Raw genomic sequence first — 17604 nt, forward strand, 5'->3', positions numbered from 1 at the left:
CGGCGTAACGAGACGCCCCGGGGGTAGTGATCATGAGCGAGATGCAGATCCAGAACGTCCTGCAGCAGATGCGTCAGCTGACGCAGGCCAACGGCGTGGACAACGCGAATGCGGCCCAGCAGACGCGCGAACCCCAGCGCGCCGGCGGTGCGGACTTCCAGAATGTCCTGACGGAGTCGCTGCGGGGTGTCAATCAGGTGCAGCAGCAGGCGACCGATCTGCAGACGCGCTTCGAGCTGGGCGACGAGAATGTGAGCCTGCCGCAGGTGATGACCGCGATGAGCAAGTCCGGTATCGCCTTCGAGGCGACCAACCAGGTGCGCAACCGTCTGCTGACGGCGTATCAGGAAATCATGCGGATGCAGGTCTGATCGGCCGATCGGGCTGAGGGAGAGAACGGACGATGGCCGACAATGCACAATCCCTTCCCGCGGTGGTGACCGGCGGGATCAAGGAGTTTAACGGGATGCCTGCGGGCCGCCAGCTGGCCCTGATCGGCATGCTGGCGGGTGCCATTGTGGTGATCGTGGCGCTGCTGTACTGGGCGCTCCGCCCGACCTACGTACCGCTGTTCCCGCGCATGGATGCGGAGGATGCGGCGGAGGTCGTGCAAGTCCTTTCGCAGGCCGGTATCCAGTATCAGGTCGATTCCATGACGGGGCAGGTGAAGGTGCCCCAGGGCGAGGTGGCTGGCGCGCGGCTGCAGTTGGCCGGCGAAGGGTTGCCGCGTTCGGGCGACATGGGCTTCGAGCTGCTGCAGGAGGATACCGGCCTGGGTACCAGCCGGATGATCGAGGGGGCGCGCCACCACCGGGCGATGGAGGGCGAGCTGGCGCGTACCGTGGCATCGCTGGACGCAGTGGACCGGGCGCGTGTGCACATTGCCGAGGGTGAGCAGTCGGTGTTCGTGCGTGATCGGCGCCCGGCCAGCGCGTCGGTGGTCGTGCATCTGCGCGGCGGGCGGTCCCTGAGCGACTCGCAGGTCGGCGCGATCGTGCATCTGGTCGCGTCCAGCACCTCTGATCTGGATCCCGATCGGGTCACCGTGGTGGACCAAAGCGGGAGGCTCCTGACCCAGGATGGCGGCGAGGCGGGGATGGGTGGTAGCGGCGACCGTCTGAGTTTCACCCGCGACGTGGAGACCCGCTATACCGACCGTATCCGTGACCTGCTGATTCCGATTGTCGGGCGCGACAAGGTACGGGTGCAGGTAAATGCGGACATCGACTTCTCGAGCGTCGAGCGCACCGAGGAACTGTATGACCCCGAGACGATTGCCCTGCGGTCCGAGCAGACCCGCGAGGACGAGCGCACGGGGCCCGAGGGCGGGATCGGCGGTGTCCCCGGGGCGCTGACCAACCAGCCGCCCGCTGGCGGGGTTGTTGGCGAGGAGGGCGAGGAGGGTGATGGCCCGCCCGCGGCGCTCCCGGGCAGCCGCAGCACGAATATCACCCGCAACTACGAGGTGGATCGCCGCATTAACCATATCCGCGAGATGCCGGGTGGCGTGCAGCGCGTGTCCACGGCCGTGGTGGTGGACTTCCGTCAGGACGTCAACGAGGACGGCGAGACCGTGCAGGTGGCGAGGGATGCGGAGGAACTGCAACGGATCGAGGCGCTGGTGCGCGAGGCGGTTGGATTCAATGCCGAACGCGGGGATACGATCAATGTGGTGACCGCCCCGTTCGAGGCGCCCATCGAGGCGCTGCCGGCGGACGAAATCGCTTTCTGGGAACAATCCTGGTTCCTCGAGGTGGTCAAGATCGTGGCGGCATTGATGCTGGCTCTGATCATCCTGTTGACCGTGGTGCGTCCGGCGATGAAACATTTGATGAAGCGGCCGGCCCCGCCGCCGCGGCGCGAGGAAGAACGCGAAGCGCTGACCGACGAATCCGGGGGCGGCGCGATGGGCATGGGGATGGGCCAGGGCGAGGGTTCGGCCGTGGCCGCGCTGACGGGTCCCAAGGGTCCGGATCAGCAGGAGATGGATCTGGATGCCGTGCGCGAGATGGTCCGCGAGGACCCCAAGCGCGTGGCACAGGTGATGAAGACGTGGTTGGGTGACGATGGCCGCTGACAAGAACGCCAAACAGGAAGGTGCCGAGCGCGCCGCCGTGTTCATGATGAGCCTCGGCGAGGAGGCCGCGGCCGAGGTCATGCGCCATATGGGGCCCAAAGAGGTGCAGAAGATCGGCACCGCCATGGCCGCGATGGACCGGATCTCCCGTAGCGACGTCAACGCCGCGCTGCATGAATTCTCCACCCACGTGCAGGAGCAGACCGCCCTCGGTGTGGGAGCGGACGAATATGTACGCAGCGTCATGGAGAGCGCGCTGGGTGACAAGGCCTCGGGTCTGATCGACCGCATCCTGCTGGGGCGCAACTCCAAGGGGATCGAGGCACTCAAGTGGCTGGACCCGCGTGCGATCGCCGACATGCTGCGCAATGAACACCCGCAGATCGTTGCCATCGTGCTGTCGCATCTCGACTCCGACCAGGCATCGGACACCCTGCAGTACCTGCCGGGACGCGTGCAGTCGGACATCGTGATGCGCATTGCGACCATGGACGGCGTGCAGCCTCAGGCCCTGCAGGAGCTGGACGAGATCCTCGACCGTCAGCTTTCCGGCAATGCCGCGAGCAAGACGTCGATGCTGGGCGGCGTGCGTTCGGCGGCCAACATCATGAACCTGATGGAGGGCTCGCGGGAGGCGGAGATCATGGACACGATCAAGGAGTCCGATTCCGATCTGGGTTCGCGCATCGAGGAAGAGATGTTCGTGTTCGAGAACCTGGTGGAGATCGAGGACCGCGGTATCCAGACGCTGATGCGCGAGATTCAGACGGAATCGCTGGTGCTCGCCATGAAGGGTGCCGACGACGACATGAAGGACAAGATCTTCCGCAACATGTCCAAGCGCGCCGCCGAGATGCTGCGCGAGGACCTCGAGGCCAAGGGCCCGGTCCGGGTCAGCGAGGTCGAGGCCGCACAGAAGGAGATCCTGTCCGTGGCCCGCCGGCTCGCGGAGAATGGCGATATCGTGCTGGGTGGCGGTGGTAGCGAGGCGATGTTGTGACCGACGCCCCGGCGGCCAGGCTTTACACCGACGCGGCGGCATCGCGGTGGGAGCCGCCGGAGATTGGCGACAATGGGATCCATCCCCCGCGTCGCCTGCCCACGGCCGCCGAGATCGAGGCGATCGAGGACGAAGCACGCAAGAACGGGTTCGAGGGTGGCTATGCCGAGGGGCATGAACTTGGCAAGCAAGAAGCCGAGAAGGCCACCCGGGCGCGCGAGGACAAGAAACTGCGGGAGACGGTGGCCCAGCTTGAATCCGTGGCCGGCGGGCTTGCCGACCCCCTGGCGGATGCCGCCGATGCCCTGGAGCCGGAGTTGCTGGCGCTGGTGACGGCGCTGGCGCGCAAGGTGGTCCAGAGCGAGCTGGAGACGCGACCGGAGCAGATCCGGACGGTCCTGGAGGGGGCATTGGCCCAGCTTCCGGGGCGCAACCAGGAGGTGCGGGTGCACTTGAACCCGGAGGACCAGGCGCTGGTCGAGGCCTATGGCGAGCGGGCGGATGCGCGGATCACCTGGGTCCCGGACCCGGGCCTTGCGCGCGGTGGTTGTCGCCTCGAGTCGGGCGCGGCGAGTGTCGACGCAAGCCTCGAGCGGCGGCTGCAGCACGCGGTGGAAGCCCTTTGGGATGGCGAGTATCCGGAGACGGATGGCGCGCCGGATGAGGAAGATAATCAGCCCGCCGATTCCGTGGACAGCGCGGCCCCGGAGGATTCATGAGTACTCCGATCGACGAGGTGCGCCGCAAGGGCCGCGAACGGCTGAGTAGCGGCTTGCTGGACCGTCTCCAGCAGTCGCGCGGGCGGGTCGAGCGGGTCAATCCGCCGCAGTCGGAGGGCCACCTGTCGCGCCTGACCGGCCTGACACTGGAAGCGGAAGGCCTGCGCTTGCCCATTGGGGGGCGCGCGCTGATCCACGGCGAGAACGGAGACACGGTGCCGGCCGAGGTCGTCGGCTTCCAGAATGAACGTACCTTCCTGATGCCCGAGGAACTCGCAGCGGGCCTGACGCCGGGCGCGCGCATCGAGCCGCTGGACAACCAGCGTCAGATTCCGGTCGGGGAGGGGCTGCTGGGCCGGGTGATCGATGCCAACGGGCAGCCCCTGGACGGGAAGGGCCCGATCCGTACCCACGACTTTGGCCTGCTGGCCGGACGGCCGATCAACCCGCTGCAACGTGCACCGGTACGGGAGCCGCTGGATGTCGGGATCCGTGCAATCAATGGCCTGCTGTCGGTGGGTCGTGGTCAGCGCCTGGGTCTGTTCGCCGGATCCGGGGTCGGCAAGAGTGTGCTGCTGGGGATGATGACCCGCAACACGACGGCGGACGTGATCGTGGTGGGCCTGATCGGCGAGCGCGGGCGGGAGGTGAACGAGTTCATCCACGAGATCCTCGACGAGGAATCGCGCACGCGCACGGTGGTGGTCGCGGTGCCGGCCGACCAGTCGCCGCTGCTGCGCCAGCACGGGGCCTGGGTGGCCACTGCGGTTGCGGAACATTTCCGCGACCAGGGCCTGCACGTGCTGTTGCTGATGGATTCCCTGACCCGCTTTGCCCAGGGCGCCCGAGAGATCGCGATGGCGATCGGCGAGCCACCGGCCTCCAAGGGCTATGCGGCATCGGTATTCGCGCGCCTGCCGCAACTGGTGGAGCGTGCCGGCAACGGCGACGTAGGTGGCGGCTCGATTACCGCCTTCTACACCGTGCTGGCCGAGGGCGATGACCAGAACGATCCGATTGTGGACGCCGCGCGCGCGATCCTGGACGGCCACGTAGTGCTCTCGCGCGAGGTAGCGGAGACCGGGCGTTACCCGGCGATCGACGTTGGCGCATCGATTTCGCGCGTAATGTCCTCGCTGATCTCGCCGGAGCACGAGCGCGCAGCGCGGCGCTTCCGCGACCTTGCCACGACCTACATGCGCAACCGCGATCTGATCGCGGTGGGGGCCTATCGCAAGGGCGCCGACCCGCACCTGGACGAGGCGGTGGTGATGCACGAACGCCTGGAGGCGTATTTGGCGCAGGGTCGCGAAGAGGCCGTCGGCTTTGACCGGTCGCGGGATGACCTGTTGGCGCTGGTCGGCGGGGCGGCATGAACCCGAAGCGCCTGGAACGACTGTTGCGCCTGCGCCGGATCGAGGAAAGCGAGGCGACCCGGCAGCTGGGCGAACGTCTGCAGCAACTGGATGGCATCGCCGGTCAGCGCGAGCGCCTGGAAACCTATCAGCGCGAGTATCTGCAGGCGACCCTGCCGGATGACGCCAACGCCCTCAAGTGGCTGGCGGGCATGCGCGACCAGTTGCGCTCGGCGCTGGAGCAGCAGGATCTGCGGATCCAGGCGGCGGAGTCGCAGGTGGAGACCGCGCGCCAGGAGTGGCTGGAGCGTCACCGCAACTGCCTGTCGCTGGAGAAGCTGCTGCAGCGCCGGAAGGCCGAGACGGCGCTGCACGACGCCCGGCGCCAGCAGACCGAACAGGACATGTGGGCGACCCGCCAGGCCTATGCGCGCGAGGAAGACGCCCGTTGGCAGGGTTCTTGAATGGACCGTGAATATCGATTGAGGCAAGGGCCCGGGGATGACCCCGGCATACCGAGGATCCGGACATGATCGCGACACAGAACACCGGTCAGGGAATGTTGCCGCTGCTGCAACTGCTGGGCGGCGGGGGCTCACTGCAGGACCTGGACGACCTGAAGGGGCTGGACGGCGGCCTGAAGGGGCTGAAGGGCAAGGACGGGGAGGGGTTCCTCGCGGTCCTGGAGCCGCAGATGGAGGCCTTGCTGGCGAACCTGGGCGTGCCCGCCGACGAGCTGGAAGGGCTGGATCTGGAGGCCATGCTGGCGCGACTGCAGAATCTCCTCGACGGGCAGGAGTTCGCCGCGGGCGACGAGGCGGGTGGCAAGGGCTTGCCGGTGGCCAGCCTGATGGCAGCAGTGCAGGAACCGGGGCGTGTGGACGCGGCCCGCGGGGAGGCGGGCGCCTCTGGCCGCGGTGGCGCCGAGGGCCAGGCGTTGCCGGTCAAGCCCCTGCCTGCGGCCGTCATGCGCCTGTTTGTCGAGGCCAGCCAGGCGGCGGGCGGTCGCGACGGCCTGGCCGCATTGAAGCCCGAACTGCTTGGCGTCCAGGGCGGGTTGTCGCGGGAGAACGTGCTCGATGTCCTCGCCCAGTGGATGACCCAGGGCGGCGGGGACGACGAGTCGCGCCGCGGGCGTACGGATCCCCTGGGGGGCGTCCTGCCGGCTCTCTCCGGTTTGCAGGCCGAGGGGGCGGAGGCCGCGCGCGCGCTGCCGCGACTGGACCTGACCCGGCTCCTGCAACAGCCCAATGGGGCCCGCGAGCTGGCCGACCAGGTGCGCATGCTCGCCCAGGCACAGGGTGGGCGAACCGAGCTCAAGCTGCATCCCCCGCAGCTGGGCAGTCTGGATATTCGGGTGCTGGTCGAGGGTGACCGCACAAGCATCCAGTTCATCAGTGCCAATCCGGTGACCCGCGAGGTCCTGGAGGCGGCCATGCCGCGCTTGCGCGACAGCCTGGCCGAAAGCGGGCTGATGCTCGAGGACGCGACCGTTTCTGACCAGGCGGCCGAGGAGCAGGCCGAGCAGGATGAACGCCAGGCAGCCGCCGAGGCCGCTTCCGAGCTGGCCGAGGTCGAAGACAACGAGAATGAGGGCAGCACGCTCTCGATGCTGAATCGGCGCCTGGATCTGTTTGCCTGAGTCGCGCCGGGCGCCGCCCGGTCTCGTGATATCGGGTTGGCCGCCAACGGTGTAGCTCCTGCCCCATGCGGTACATGTTCGCTGCCGTAGCGCTTTCCCGCGACTGCCGCCAAGATTCCGTCTTTCCCGCGCGGCGGGCGGCCGATTCTTGACGTTATCGCCCGTGCCTTCCCCCGAAGTATCCTTCATTGCCTTCCAGCATTGTCCCCTAACTATCGAATAAACCAATAGAAAGTCTATGCTGGCATCCGCCTTGCTAAGGTCTTTGCCGAGAGCAAATCCTCGGTTTACCGGACAGCGAGTGCGACATGGCGGATAAAGAAGTCAATCTGGACGACGACGAAGGCGGCGCCCCCAAGAAGGGCGGCATGGGCAAGCTGATTCTGCTGTTGCTGATCGTGATCCTGCTGGTGGGTGGTGGTGCCGCTGCGGCCTGGTTCTTCCTGGTTGCGGGCGACGATGACGCCGAACAGGTCGAGGAAGGCCCCCCCGAGCGCTTCTACACCAGCCTGGAGCCGATGACCGCGAACATCGATGCACCGGGCCGCATCCGCTATCTGCGTGCCGAGGTGAGTCTGGTGACCCACGATGCGCCGGTGATCGAGGCGTTGGAGCGGCATATGCCGGCGATCCGCAACGACATCCTGGGCATCCTGTCGGAACAGCGTTACGAGGATCTCAATACGCGTGGTGGCAAGGACGCGCTGGCGGAGGAGCTGAAGGAAGCGATCCGCGGGATTCTGCGCTCGCGGGATGCGCCGGACGCGGTCGAGGCCGTGTTGTTCAACGAACTGGTGATGCAGTAGGAGCCCGGTTATGGCGCAGGCGGATATCCTTAGCCAGGACGAGATCGATGCCCTTCTGCATGGTGTGGACGACGGGGACGTCGAGACCGAAGACCCGTATCCGAGTGACGGTGAGGCGCGGGACTTCAACTTTGCCACGCAGGATCGGATCGTCCGTGGGCGCATGCCCACGCTGGAGATGATCAACGAGCGCTTTGCGCGTCAGCTCCGGGTCCGTCTGTTCAATGTACTGCGCCGCTCGGCCGAGATCTCGGTGGTCGGCACCCGTATCACCAAGTTCTCCGAGTACATGCACTCGCTGTTTGTCCCCACCAGCCTCAATCTGGTGCGGGCGCATCCACTGCATGGCACCGGCTTGTTCGTGTTCGATCCCAAGCTGGTGTTCATCCTGGTCGACAACTTTTTCGGTGGCGACGGACGCTACTACACCCGCATCGAGGGACGAGACTTCACCCCGATGGAGATGAAGGTCGTCCACGGTGTGCTGGAGGGGGCCTTCGAGGATATGCAGAAGGCCTGGCAGCCGGTGATGGAGCTCAAGTTCGAGTTCCTGAACTCCGAGGTCAACCCACAGTTCGCGAACATCGTCTCGCCGACCGAAATCGTGGTTATCAGCGAGTTCCACATCGAGCTCGACGGGGGCGGCGGCAATCTGCACGTGACCCTGCCGTACTCGATGATCGAGCCGATCCGCGAGCAGCTGGATACCGGGATCCAGTCGGATCGCTCCGATGTGGACCAGCGCTGGATGCACGCGCTGCAGGAGGAGATCCAGACCGCCGAGGTCGAGATCAGCTCCATGCTGGCGCAGACCGAGGTCACCGTGCGCGAGCTACTGGATATCCAGCCGGGCGACATCATCCCGGTAGACCTCCCCGAGAAGATCACCTTGCAGGTCGAAGACATCCCGATGTTCCGCGGGAAGTTCGGCGTATCCAATGGCATGAATGCGATCCAGGTTTCGGAACGCATCATCAAACGATAGAGGGCGCAGCATGGCTGACACCGACGATCCCAAGCAGGACACCCGCACCCCGGATGAAGAAGGGGTGGAAGAACAGACCACGGCCGAGTCGGAAGGCGGTTCCGACGACCAGGCGCTGGCCGACGAATGGGGGGCCGCCCTGGCCGAACAGTCCGCCCTGGCCGAACAGAAGGGCGACGAAGAGGCCGCCGACCCGGACGCCCTGCTGAATGAGGCGCAAGGCGGTGGGGGTGCCGCGTCCGCGCAAGAGGCGCCGAAGACCGAGAAGAAGGAACGCAAGCACAAGCCGGATTCGGCCGCGGAGGCGCTGCAGCCTGAACAACTGTCGGGCGTGGTGCAGGGCGACGGCGAGGAGATGAACCTGGAGATGGTGCTGGACGTGCCGGTGACCATCGCCATGGAGATCGGTCGCACGCGCATCCCGATCCGCAACCTGCTGCAGCTGAACCAGGGCTCGGTGGTGGAATTGGACCGTCTGGCCGGGGAGCCGCTGGACGTGCTGGTGAACGGCACGCTGATCGCTCATGGCGAGGTCGTGGTGGTCAACGAGAAGTTCGGTATCCGGCTGACCGATGTGATCAGCCCCAGTGAGCGCATCCGCAAGCTTAAATAGCCATGAATCCACGTAATACGCGCATATCGGCCCTCGTCCTGGCGGCCGTCACGGGGACCCTCTGGCCTTTGACCGCCCTAGCGGAGGGTGGCAGTGGCGGGGCCGCGGCCTATCTGACCCAGCTAATCGGCGGTCTGGTGCTGGTGATCGGCGCCATTGTGGTGCTGGGCTGGATCCTGCGCCGGACCCAGGGCGGGTTGAACCGCGGCTCGCAGGTGATCGAGATCGTCGCGGCACGCTCGGTGGGCACGCGCGAGCGTCTGGTGCTGGTCCAGGTGGGCGATGAACAGGTGCTGGTGGGCGTGGCGCCCTCCGGCATGCGCACCCTGCACACGATGCGCGAGCCCGTTGTGGCGCCGGTAGGCGAGACCCCGGACTTCTCCAGTGCGCTCAAGCGCGCCGTGACCCGCCGGGCTCCGCACGGTAGCAGCGAGCGGGGGCAGTCGTGATGGCGCTGTTCCTGCGGTTCGCGCTGGCACTGGGCCTGCTGCTCCTGCCGGGCCTCGCCGGGGCCCAGGTGGCGCAGGGCATCGAGGCCCTGACGGTGACCACCAACGGAGACGGGGGCGAGACCTACTCGGTCACGCTGCAGATCATCCTGTTGATGACGCTGCTGACCCTGCTGCCGTCGATCCTGATCATGATGACCTCCTTCACCCGGATCATTGTGGTGCTGGCGATCCTGCGCCAGGGCCTGGGCACGACCCAGACACCCTCGAACCAGATCCTGATCGGTTTGGCCTTTTTCCTGACCCTGTTCGTGATGGCCCCGGTGCTCGACGAGATCTACGAGACCGCGTTTGTGCCCTACGTGAACGAGGAGATCGGGACGGAGGAGGTGATCGAGGCGGGGGTGCAGCCGTTGCGCGAGTTCATGCTGGTGCATACCCGCGAGAGCGATATCGCGATGTTTGCCGAGATCAACGGGATCGACGGATTCGAGGAGGCGGATGACATCCCGTTGAACCTGCTGGTGCCGGCGTTCATTACCAGCGAGCTGAAGACCGCATTCCAGATTGGCTTCCTGATCCTGATCCCGTTCCTGATCATCGACCTGGTGGTGGCCTCGGTCCTGATGTCGATGGGGATGGTGATGCTCTCCCCGCTGATTATCTCGCTGCCGTTCAAGGTGATGCTGTTCGTTCTGGTGGACGGCTGGGCGCTGATGATGAACACCCTTGCCACCAGTTTCTTCGTGTAGGAGAGCGCGATGACACCCGAACTCGTTGTGGACATCGGTCGCGAGACGCTGACCGTGGTGGTCCTGCTGGCCGCGCCGCCGCTGCTGACGGCGCTGGCCGTGGGTCTGACCATCGGGATGCTGCAGGCAGCGACCCAGATACAGGAAATGACCCTGTCGTTCATCCCCAAGCTGCTGGCGATGTTCGCGGCGCTGCTGATTAGTGGGCACTGGATGCTGGCGTTGTTGATCGACTACACCGAGCGCCTCTACGAGAGTGCGCCGGGGATGGTGGGATAGGCATATGACCCTGGCGGCGGAACAGCTGGTGCTGTGGGTGGGGGCGGTCCTGTGGCCGTTCGCCCGCATTGGCGCCATGCTCGTCGCCATGCCGATCTTCGGGGCGGATACGGTCAATGCGCGGGTGCGCATGGGGCTGGCGCTGCTGCTGGCGATCTTCGTGGCCATGCAGGGGCCGGTCCTGCCGGATATCGATCCGCTCAGCCTGGAGGGCGTGCTGGTCACCCTGCACCAGATCGCGATCGGCGTGTTCATGGGTTTCATCCTGCAAATGGTGTTCTCGGCCGTGACCCAGGCCGGCGAGGTGGTCGCACTGGGCATGGGCCTGGGTTTTGCCTCGATCATGGATCCGGCCCAGGGCGTGCAGGTCCCGGTGGTCTCCACCATCTTTGTGATCTTCTCGACCCTCCTGTTCCTGGCGATGAACGGCCATCTGATCGCTCTGGAGCTGATGCTGACCAGCTTCGAGACCATGCCGATCGCGCCGACCGGTCTGAACGCCGAGGCCTTCTACGCCCTGGTGGGCTTCGGCTCCACGATGTTTGTGGGAGCGGTGCTGGTGGCGTTGCCGGCGGTTGCCTCGCTTCTGTTGGTGAATATCTCCATGGGGGTCATCACCCGCGCGTCCCCGCAACTCAACATCTTCGCGGTGGGTTTTCCGATGATGATCCTGATCGGGTTCGTACTGATGATGTTGATCCTGCCGGGCCTGCCCGAACGCTTCGGCGAGCTGATGCTCGAGGGCTTCAACCTGATGCAGACCCGGATGGGCTTCTGAGATGGCCGAGAACGAGAGCGGACAGGAAAAAAGCGAAGAGCCCACTCCGAAACGCCTGCGCGAGGCGAAGGAGAAGGGCCAGGTCCCGCGCTCGCGCGAGCTGAGCACCTTTCTGGTGCTGATGGCGGGCGGGAGCTTCCTGCTGATGTACGGCCCGAACATGGGGGCGCAACTTACTGAACAGATGAGCAGTCGCCTGGATTTCGAACGCGAGATGGCCTACGACTCGTCGCTGTTACTGCCTTATCTGGCTGATGAGATCTTCCGTACCCTGCGGACCCTGTTCCCGTTGTTCGGCGTACTGATCGTAGCCGCGGTACTCGCGCCGATCGTGATCGGCGGCGCCAATTTTTCCTGGAAGGCCGCCGCGCCCAAGGCCTCCAAGCTGAATCCCGGGAAGGGCCTCAAGCGAATCTTCTCCTGGCAGGGGCTGATGGAGTTCGGCAAGACCTTCGCCAAGTTCGTACTGATCAGCAGTGTCGCGGTCGCCGTGCTGGCCACCTTCTCCGACCGGCTGCTGATGCTTGGCTACGAGCCCATCCATCAGGGCATTAGCCATGCCGCCCAGCTGGTGCTGGGAACCTTCATCGCGGTGTCCGCGGCGCTGATCGTCGTAGCGGCCATCGATGCGCCGTTCCAGATGTGGAATCACCAGAAACAGCTGCGCATGACTCGGCAGGAAGTGAAGGACGAGTACAAGGAGACCGACGGGAAGCCGGAGGTCAAACAAAAGATCCGCCAGTTGCAGCAGGAGATGGCGCAGCGGCGAATGATGGAAGAGGTCCCCAAGGCCGACGTGATCATCACCAACCCGACCCACTATGCCGTGGCTATCGTCTACGAGGCCTCGCGCATGGCGGCGCCGAAGGTGGTGGCCAAGGGCGTCGACGAGGTGGCCGCCTCGATCCGTGCAGTCGGGGACGAACACGCGATCATCCGCATCGAGGCCCCGCGCGTGGCCCGCGCCATCTATTTCACCACCGATCTGAATCAGGAAGTTCCCAACGGTCTGTTCGTGGCCGTGGCCCGCATCCTGGCGTACGTCTACCAGCTCAAGCGGGCCGATGCCGAGGCGCAGATGCCGGATGACCTGCCGGTGCCCGAGGACTATCTGGATCCTGACAAGCAGCGCGGCAAGCGGAGGGATCACTAATGGCCTTCTTTGACCGTTTGGGTAACGTCGGCAAGTGGGGTCTGGGGGCGCCGATCCTGCTGATCGCGATGCTCTCGATGATGGTTCTGCCGCTGCCGCCGCTGGCGCTGGACGTGCTGTTCACCTTCAATATCGCGCTGTCGCTGGTCGTGATCATGGTTGCGGTGTACACCCCGCGGCCGCTGGAATTCGCAGTCTTCCCGACCGTGTTGCTGGTCGCCACGCTGCTGCGCCTGGCGCTGAACGTCGCCTCCACCCGCGTGATCCTGCTGGAAGGCCACACCGGCACCGATGCCGCCGGCAAAGTCATCCAGGCCTTCGGCGACTTCGTGGTCGGTGGCAACTACACCGTGGGGCTGGTGGTGTTCGCGATCCTCATCATCATCAACTTCGTGGTGGTGACCAAGGGGGCCGGGCGCGTGTCCGAGGTCAGCGCACGCTTCACCCTGGATTCCATGCCGGGCAAGCAGATGGCGATCGACGCCGACCTGAATGCCGGGATCCTCACCCAGGAAGAGGCGCGCAAGCGCCGCGAGGAGATCGCCAGCGAGGCGGACTTCTACGGCTCCATGGACGGTGCCTCCAAGTTCGTTCGCGGTGATGCGATCGCGGGGATCCTGATCCTGTTCGTGAACATCATCGGCGGGCTGACTATCGGTGCGGTGCAGCACGGCATGTCGATCGGCGATGCCGCCACCAACTACGTGCTGCTGACCATTGGCGACGGCATCGTCGCCCAGATCCCGTCGCTGGTGCTGTCTTCTGCCACCGCGATCATCGTGACCCGCGTGACCAGCAGCCAGGACATGGGTCAGCAGGTCTACGGCCAGATGTTCTCCAACCCGCGGGTCCTGTACGTCGCCGGTGGCGTGATCGGCGCGCTGGGCCTCGTGCCGGGCATGCCGAACGCCGTGTTCCTGGGGCTCGCGGCGCTGATCTTTGGCTGGGCCTACCTGCTCAAACGCCAGGGCCGCGAGGTCGAGGCGGAGGTGGAACGCATCCCGCAGGAAGACGAGGGTGGGGCACGCTCGGAGGATCGTGACCTGACCTGGGAAGATGTCCCGCCGGTGGACCTGGTCTCCCTGGAGGTCGGCTACCGCCTGATCCCGCTGGTGGACCGTACCCAGGACGGCCAGTTGATGGGGCGGATCAAGGGTGTGCGCCGCAAGCTGTCGCAGGAACTCGGCTTCCTGCTGCAGCCTGTGCACATCCGCGACAACCTGGAGCTGAGCCCGAACGCCTATCGGATCAGCCTGCTGGGCGTCACTGTGGCGGAGGCCGAGGTGTTTCCCGATCGCGAACTGGCGATCAATCCGGGCGAGGTCTTCGGCACCGTCCCGGGTACCCCGACCAAGGACCCGACCTTCAACCTGGATGCCCTGTGGATCGATCCTTCGGATCGCGACCAGGCCCAGGGTGCCGGTTATACCGTGGTCGACTGTTCGACGGTGATTGCGACGCATCTGTCGCAGGTGTTCCGCGAGAACGCCCACCGCCTGATCGGACACGAGGAGGCACAGCATCTGCTGGATCAGCTGGCGCGCCATTCGCCGAAGCTGGTGGAGAACCTCGTGCCCAAGACGCTGTCGTTGTCGATCGTGCTGAAGGTGTTGCAGAACCTGCTGGCGGAGCAGGTCTCGATCCGCGATCTGCGGACGATCGCCGAAACCCTGGCAGACGACGGGGTGAAGAGTCAGGATCCCGGCACTTTGACCGCTGCGGTGCGCGTCGCGCTGGCGCGCTCCATCGTCCAGGACCTTGTAGGACCGGAGGATGAGCTGCCACTGATCGCCCTGGACCCGTCGCTGGAACAGCTCTTGCATAAGTCCCTCCAGGGCAGCTCGGGCGGCACGGTTGGACTGGAGCCCGGGCTGGCGGAACGGCTGCAGCGTTCGGTTGCTGACGCGGCGCGCCGCCAGGAGACAGCCGGTCAACCGGCGATCCTGGTGGTGGCACCGGAGATCCGTTCCTGGATTGCCGGCTGGTTGCGCGGCGCGGTTCGCAGCCTGACCGTCCTGGCGTTTACCGAGATCCCCGACAACCGGCGGATTCGGGTAGTGGCCACGGTCGGTCAGGAAGAAACGCAAAAGCAGTCCGCATGAGACATAGGGGTTCCGCCGCGTGAGCGGCGCAGGAGATCAAAGCATGAATGTCAGACGATATCGGGCCCGGGACATGCGCGACGCCATGCGTCAGGTGCGCGAACAACAGGGAGAGGATGCCGTGATCCTCTCCAGTCGCCGGGTGGATGGCTGGCTGGAGGTGGTCGCCGCCCTGGAGGATGGCGAGTCCTCGGAGCCAGTTCGCGAGCAGGAGGCTGCAAATCCGGCCCGCGAGGCACGTACCGCCGACCGCGCGCCGAATTCGGTGGCGCCTTCCTGGCCGGCCGACCCCGAGCTCACGGCGATGCGCCAGGAGTTGCGCGACCTGCGCAGCCTGATGACGCGTCAGTATGCGGAGAGCGACCAGGCCCGCTGGGCGGCCCGCCATCCGCTGGCTGCGGAATGCAAGGCACGCCTGATCGACCGGGGCTTCAGTGAATCGCTGGCCCGCAGTCTGGCGGGCAGCATCCTCGATGACAGCTCCCCCGAGCAGGCTTGGGAACGTCTCCGCGCGCGGCTTTCGGGCGCGATTGCCACGCATCGCCCGTCGATCCTGGACGAGGGTGGGTTGCTGGCGATGGTGGGGCCGACCGGGGTCGGAAAGACCACCACGCTGGCGCGGATCGCGCTGCGCCAGATCCGTCGGATGGGACCGGATTCGGTTACGCTGGTGACCCTGGATAGCCAGCGCATCGGTGCAACACGGCAGTTGCAAGCCTTCGCTCAGATGGCGGGGATCTCGGTGCGCGTGCTGCAGAATGCGCGCGAACTGCGCGAGTTGGCGCGGCGCGTGGACGATGGCCACCTGATCCTGGTGGATACCGCCGGGCAGGCGCCGCGCGCGGTGGAAGAGGAGTCGCTGTTCGCGCATCTGCCGCCGGATATCCGCGCCGAGAGCTGGTTGGTCGTGTCGGCCACGACTCAGGGCAGTACGTTGCGGCGGGTACTGGAGGCATTTCGCAAGGCGGATCCTTCGGCGTTGGTGCTGACCAAGCTGGACGAGGCGGAACAGCTGGGCGAGGTCCTGTCGGTACTGCTGGATCAGCACCTGGGACTTGGGTTCGTGAGCGATGGCCAGCGCATCGCCGAGGATTTTCACCGGGTCGATACGGGGTATCTGACCCGCATGGCGCTGGACGACGACGCGGAGGGCGCGCGGGCGGCTGGCAATGCACGCGAGACCTGGGCCGCCGAGCGGCTTGCGGAAATGGAACCGCCGCGACGCTCGCGCTCGCCTCTGCGCCCGGCGCAAGGGGCCGAGCCGGCAACACTGGAACTGATTCAGCCGGTTGGAAAGGGGCGCTATGCCACGCACTAACAAGCCGTTAAAGGTCATTGCGGTCGCCTCGGGCAAGGGCGGGGTGGGCAAGACCAACGTCTCGGTCAATCTGGCGGTCGGCCTGGCCCGGTTGGGCCGCGAGGTGATGCTGTTCGATGCGGATCTGGGCCTGGCCAACGTGGACCTGTTGCTCGGGATGCGCCCGGAGCGCACCCTGCATGACCTGGTGACCGGCACGGTGGACAGCCTGGACGATGTCCTGGTCCAGGGGCCGGACGGGGTGAAGGTGGTCCCGTCGGCCTCGGGTATCGCGGCGATGGCGAACCTCACGCCGGCCGAGCACGCGGGCCTGATCCATGCCTTCAGTGCCTACCGCAAACCGCTGGATGTCCTGATCGTGGATACCGCTGCGGGCCTGCAGGAGTCGGTGACTTCGTTCTGCCGGGCGGTACAGGAGACCCTGGTAGTGGTCTGCGACGAGCCGGCTTCGATTACCGATGCCTATGCCCTGATCAAGGTGCTGCACCGCGATCATGGGCTGCGGCGTTTCCGCATGGTCACCAACATGGTCAGTGGCCGCGAGGGTGCGGAGCGGCTGATGCAGAAACTCAATACCGTCTGTGGCAATTACCTGCCGGAGGTGGTTCTGGACCTGGCCGGCTATATCCCCATGGACGAGCATCTGCGCAAGTCCGTGCAGAAAAGGGCGCCGGTGGTTCAGCAGTATCCCGGCAGTCCGGCCGGCAAGGCGTTTGCCGAACTGGCGCGGACGGTGGACCGCTGGCCAGTAGGTGGGGGTGACCACGGGGGCGTCGGGTTCTTCGTGGAACGAATGCTGCAGAGCGCATGATGACGACGCGTAATCGACTTTCCGGCTACCAGGCGACGTCCACCGCGACCGGTGGACACGAGAAGTTGATTGCCGATCACGTCGAACTGGTGCACCGCATTGCGCACCACCTGATGGCCCGCCTGCCGGCCTCGGTCCAGGTCGATGACCTGATCCAGGCCGGCATGATCGGTCTGCTGGAGGCGGCGCGGCAGTTCGAGGGTGGGCAGGGGGCGACCTTTGCCACCTACGCCGGAATCCGCATCCGCGGTGCGATGATCGACGAGCTGCGTCGCAGCGACTGGACGCCGCGCTCGGTGCATCGCAACAGCCGGCGCATTGCCGCCGCGATTCAGAGCGTCGAGGCCCGCGAGGGGCGTGCGGCGCGTGGGAGCGAGGTGGCGGCCGAGCTGGATGTGCCCATTGATGATTATTACGACATGCTCAAGGACCACGCCGGAGCCCATCTGTTTGCACTGGACGATCTCGGCGGCGGGGATGACGGGGCCGATCGCGTGATTGAGGGGCAGGAAGTCTCTCCGTCGCGTAGCCTTGAGGCTGGCGAGTTTCGCGAGGAGTTGGCCGAGGCCCTGGGGGACCTGCCTGAACGCGAACGCCTGGTGCTGTCGCTGTATTACACCGAAGAACTGAATCTGCGCGAGATCGGAGCTGTTCTGGGCGTGACCGAGTCACGCGTGAGCCAGATTCGCAGCCAGGCGGTCATTCGGCTGCGTGCGCGCATGGGGTCGTGGCTCGAAGACGGCTCGGCTTTGCAGTTATTCTAAA

At 65.8% G+C, this 17604-nt stretch carries 18 protein-coding genes and 1 pseudogene; all 19 read left to right on the top strand.

The genetic code is table 11. The features are described from left to right. Window positions 1-32: 32 nt before the first annotated feature. The gene (gene fliE / locus F618_RS0103950; RefSeq protein ID WP_018949572.1) at window positions 33-371 is read left to right on the top strand and encodes a flagellar hook-basal body complex protein FliE; all 339 of its coding nucleotides are present in this window, start codon (window positions 33-35) and stop codon (window positions 369-371) included. 32 nt (window positions 372-403) lie between these two features. Next, the gene (gene fliF, locus F618_RS0103955; RefSeq protein WP_019567809.1) at window positions 404-2077 is read left to right on the top strand and encodes a flagellar basal-body MS-ring/collar protein FliF; all 1674 of its coding nucleotides are present in this window, start codon (window positions 404-406) and stop codon (window positions 2075-2077) included. Next, window positions 2067-3077 carry a flagellar motor switch protein FliG gene (gene fliG, locus F618_RS0103960; protein WP_018949570.1) on the top strand — a complete coding sequence of 337 codons (1011 nt, stop codon included), beginning with the start codon at window positions 2067-2069 and terminating at the stop codon, window positions 3075-3077. Before fliF ends, fliG begins: the two co-directional genes overlap by 11 nt. Further along, a complete protein-coding gene (locus F618_RS0103965) occupies window positions 3074-3796 on the top strand; it encodes a FliH/SctL family protein (protein WP_018949569.1) in 723 nt (240 codons plus the stop codon). Before fliG ends, F618_RS0103965 begins: the two co-directional genes overlap by 4 nt. Continuing rightward, entirely contained in the window at window positions 3793-5172 is a 1380-nt protein-coding gene (locus tag F618_RS0103970) for a FliI/YscN family ATPase (protein WP_019567810.1), read from the top strand. Before F618_RS0103965 ends, F618_RS0103970 begins: the two co-directional genes overlap by 4 nt. Beyond that, the gene (gene fliJ / locus F618_RS0103975; RefSeq protein WP_019567811.1) at window positions 5169-5615 is read left to right on the top strand and encodes a flagellar export protein FliJ; all 447 of its coding nucleotides are present in this window, start codon (window positions 5169-5171) and stop codon (window positions 5613-5615) included. Before F618_RS0103970 ends, fliJ begins: the two co-directional genes overlap by 4 nt. Window positions 5616-5680: 65 nt before the next feature. After that, complete coding sequence (locus tag F618_RS0103980; protein ID WP_026331136.1) at window positions 5681-6793, top strand: flagellar hook-length control protein FliK; 1113 nt, start codon at window positions 5681-5683, stop codon at window positions 6791-6793. A gap of 308 nt (window positions 6794-7101) precedes the next feature. Further along, window positions 7102-7599 (top strand): flagellar basal body-associated protein FliL, encoded by a 498-nt coding sequence (gene fliL / locus F618_RS0103985; RefSeq protein WP_018949565.1) that lies wholly within the window; start codon window positions 7102-7104, stop codon window positions 7597-7599. Window positions 7600-7609: 10 nt separating this feature from the next. Further along, window positions 7610-8584, top strand: a complete 975-nt coding sequence (gene fliM, locus F618_RS0103990; protein ID WP_018949564.1) for a flagellar motor switch protein FliM — start codon at window positions 7610-7612, stop codon at window positions 8582-8584. A 10-nt stretch (window positions 8585-8594) separates the two neighbouring features. Further along, on the top strand, window positions 8595-9197 hold the full coding sequence (gene fliN / locus F618_RS0103995) for a flagellar motor switch protein FliN (protein ID WP_018949563.1): 603 nt from the start codon (window positions 8595-8597) through the stop codon (window positions 9195-9197). 2 nt (window positions 9198-9199) lie between these two features. Further along, window positions 9200-9646, top strand: coding sequence for a flagellar biosynthetic protein FliO (fliO, locus tag F618_RS0104000; RefSeq protein ID WP_026331137.1), 447 nt, complete (start codon window positions 9200-9202; stop codon window positions 9644-9646). Then, a complete protein-coding gene (gene fliP / locus F618_RS0104005) occupies window positions 9646-10398 on the top strand; it encodes a flagellar type III secretion system pore protein FliP (RefSeq protein WP_018949561.1) in 753 nt (250 codons plus the stop codon). The genes fliO and fliP overlap by 1 nt, the downstream gene beginning before the upstream one ends. A 9-nt stretch (window positions 10399-10407) precedes the next feature. Next, window positions 10408-10677 (top strand): flagellar biosynthesis protein FliQ, encoded by a 270-nt coding sequence (gene fliQ, locus F618_RS0104010; protein WP_018937634.1) that lies wholly within the window; start codon window positions 10408-10410, stop codon window positions 10675-10677. Between the two features lie 4 nt (window positions 10678-10681). After that, window positions 10682-11455, top strand: a complete 774-nt coding sequence (gene fliR, locus F618_RS0104015) for a flagellar biosynthetic protein FliR (protein WP_018949560.1) — start codon at window positions 10682-10684, stop codon at window positions 11453-11455. 1 nt (window position 11456) lies between these two features. Continuing rightward, the gene (gene flhB / locus F618_RS0104020) at window positions 11457-12608 is read left to right on the top strand and encodes a flagellar biosynthesis protein FlhB (RefSeq protein ID WP_019567813.1); all 1152 of its coding nucleotides are present in this window, start codon (window positions 11457-11459) and stop codon (window positions 12606-12608) included. Beyond that, window positions 12608-14710 (top strand): flagellar biosynthesis protein FlhA, encoded by a 2103-nt coding sequence (gene flhA, locus F618_RS0104025; protein ID WP_019567814.1) that lies wholly within the window; start codon window positions 12608-12610, stop codon window positions 14708-14710. Before flhB ends, flhA begins: the two co-directional genes overlap by 1 nt. A 43-nt stretch (window positions 14711-14753) precedes the next feature. Beyond that, a pseudogene (gene flhF, locus F618_RS0104030) lies at window positions 14754-15846 on the top strand (flagellar biosynthesis protein FlhF); the annotation flags it as partial. Window positions 15847-16014: 168 nt separating this feature from the next. After that, complete coding sequence (locus F618_RS0104035; RefSeq protein ID WP_018949556.1) at window positions 16015-16839, top strand: MinD/ParA family protein; 825 nt, start codon at window positions 16015-16017, stop codon at window positions 16837-16839. Next, window positions 16836-17603: an RNA polymerase sigma factor FliA gene (locus F618_RS0104040; RefSeq protein WP_018949555.1), complete on the top strand. Its 768-nt coding sequence runs from the start codon at window positions 16836-16838 to the stop codon at window positions 17601-17603. Before F618_RS0104035 ends, F618_RS0104040 begins: the two co-directional genes overlap by 4 nt. Window position 17604: the final 1 nt, after the last annotated feature.

The sequence above is a fragment of the Thioalkalivibrio sp. ALMg13-2 genome (genome assembly GCF_000381185.1).
Taxonomy (GTDB): Bacteria; Pseudomonadota; Gammaproteobacteria; order Ectothiorhodospirales; family Ectothiorhodospiraceae; genus Thioalkalivibrio; species Thioalkalivibrio versutus.

Coding starts and splice junctions, on each gene's coding strand:
- fliE (WP_018949572.1), top strand. CDS start 33: ATGAGCGAGATGCAGATCCAGAACGTCCTGCAGCAGATGCGTCAGCTG.
- fliF (WP_019567809.1), top strand. CDS start 404: ATGGCCGACAATGCACAATCCCTTCCCGCGGTGGTGACCGGCGGGATC.
- fliG (WP_018949570.1), top strand. CDS start 2,067: ATGGCCGCTGACAAGAACGCCAAACAGGAAGGTGCCGAGCGCGCCGCC.
- F618_RS0103970 (WP_019567810.1), top strand. CDS start 3,793: ATGAGTACTCCGATCGACGAGGTGCGCCGCAAGGGCCGCGAACGGCTG.
- fliJ (WP_019567811.1), top strand. CDS start 5,169: ATGAACCCGAAGCGCCTGGAACGACTGTTGCGCCTGCGCCGGATCGAG.
- F618_RS0103980 (WP_026331136.1), top strand. CDS start 5,681: ATGATCGCGACACAGAACACCGGTCAGGGAATGTTGCCGCTGCTGCAA.
- fliL (WP_018949565.1), top strand. CDS start 7,102: ATGGCGGATAAAGAAGTCAATCTGGACGACGACGAAGGCGGCGCCCCC.
- fliM (WP_018949564.1), top strand. CDS start 7,610: ATGGCGCAGGCGGATATCCTTAGCCAGGACGAGATCGATGCCCTTCTG.
- fliN (WP_018949563.1), top strand. CDS start 8,595: ATGGCTGACACCGACGATCCCAAGCAGGACACCCGCACCCCGGATGAA.
- fliO (WP_026331137.1), top strand. CDS start 9,200: ATGAATCCACGTAATACGCGCATATCGGCCCTCGTCCTGGCGGCCGTC.
- fliP (WP_018949561.1), top strand. CDS start 9,646: ATGGCGCTGTTCCTGCGGTTCGCGCTGGCACTGGGCCTGCTGCTCCTG.
- fliQ (WP_018937634.1), top strand. CDS start 10,408: ATGACACCCGAACTCGTTGTGGACATCGGTCGCGAGACGCTGACCGTG.
- fliR (WP_018949560.1), top strand. CDS start 10,682: ATGACCCTGGCGGCGGAACAGCTGGTGCTGTGGGTGGGGGCGGTCCTG.
- flhB (WP_019567813.1), top strand. CDS start 11,457: ATGGCCGAGAACGAGAGCGGACAGGAAAAAAGCGAAGAGCCCACTCCG.
- flhA (WP_019567814.1), top strand. CDS start 12,608: ATGGCCTTCTTTGACCGTTTGGGTAACGTCGGCAAGTGGGGTCTGGGG.
- F618_RS0104035 (WP_018949556.1), top strand. CDS start 16,015: ATGCCACGCACTAACAAGCCGTTAAAGGTCATTGCGGTCGCCTCGGGC.
- F618_RS0104040 (WP_018949555.1), top strand. CDS start 16,836: ATGATGACGACGCGTAATCGACTTTCCGGCTACCAGGCGACGTCCACC.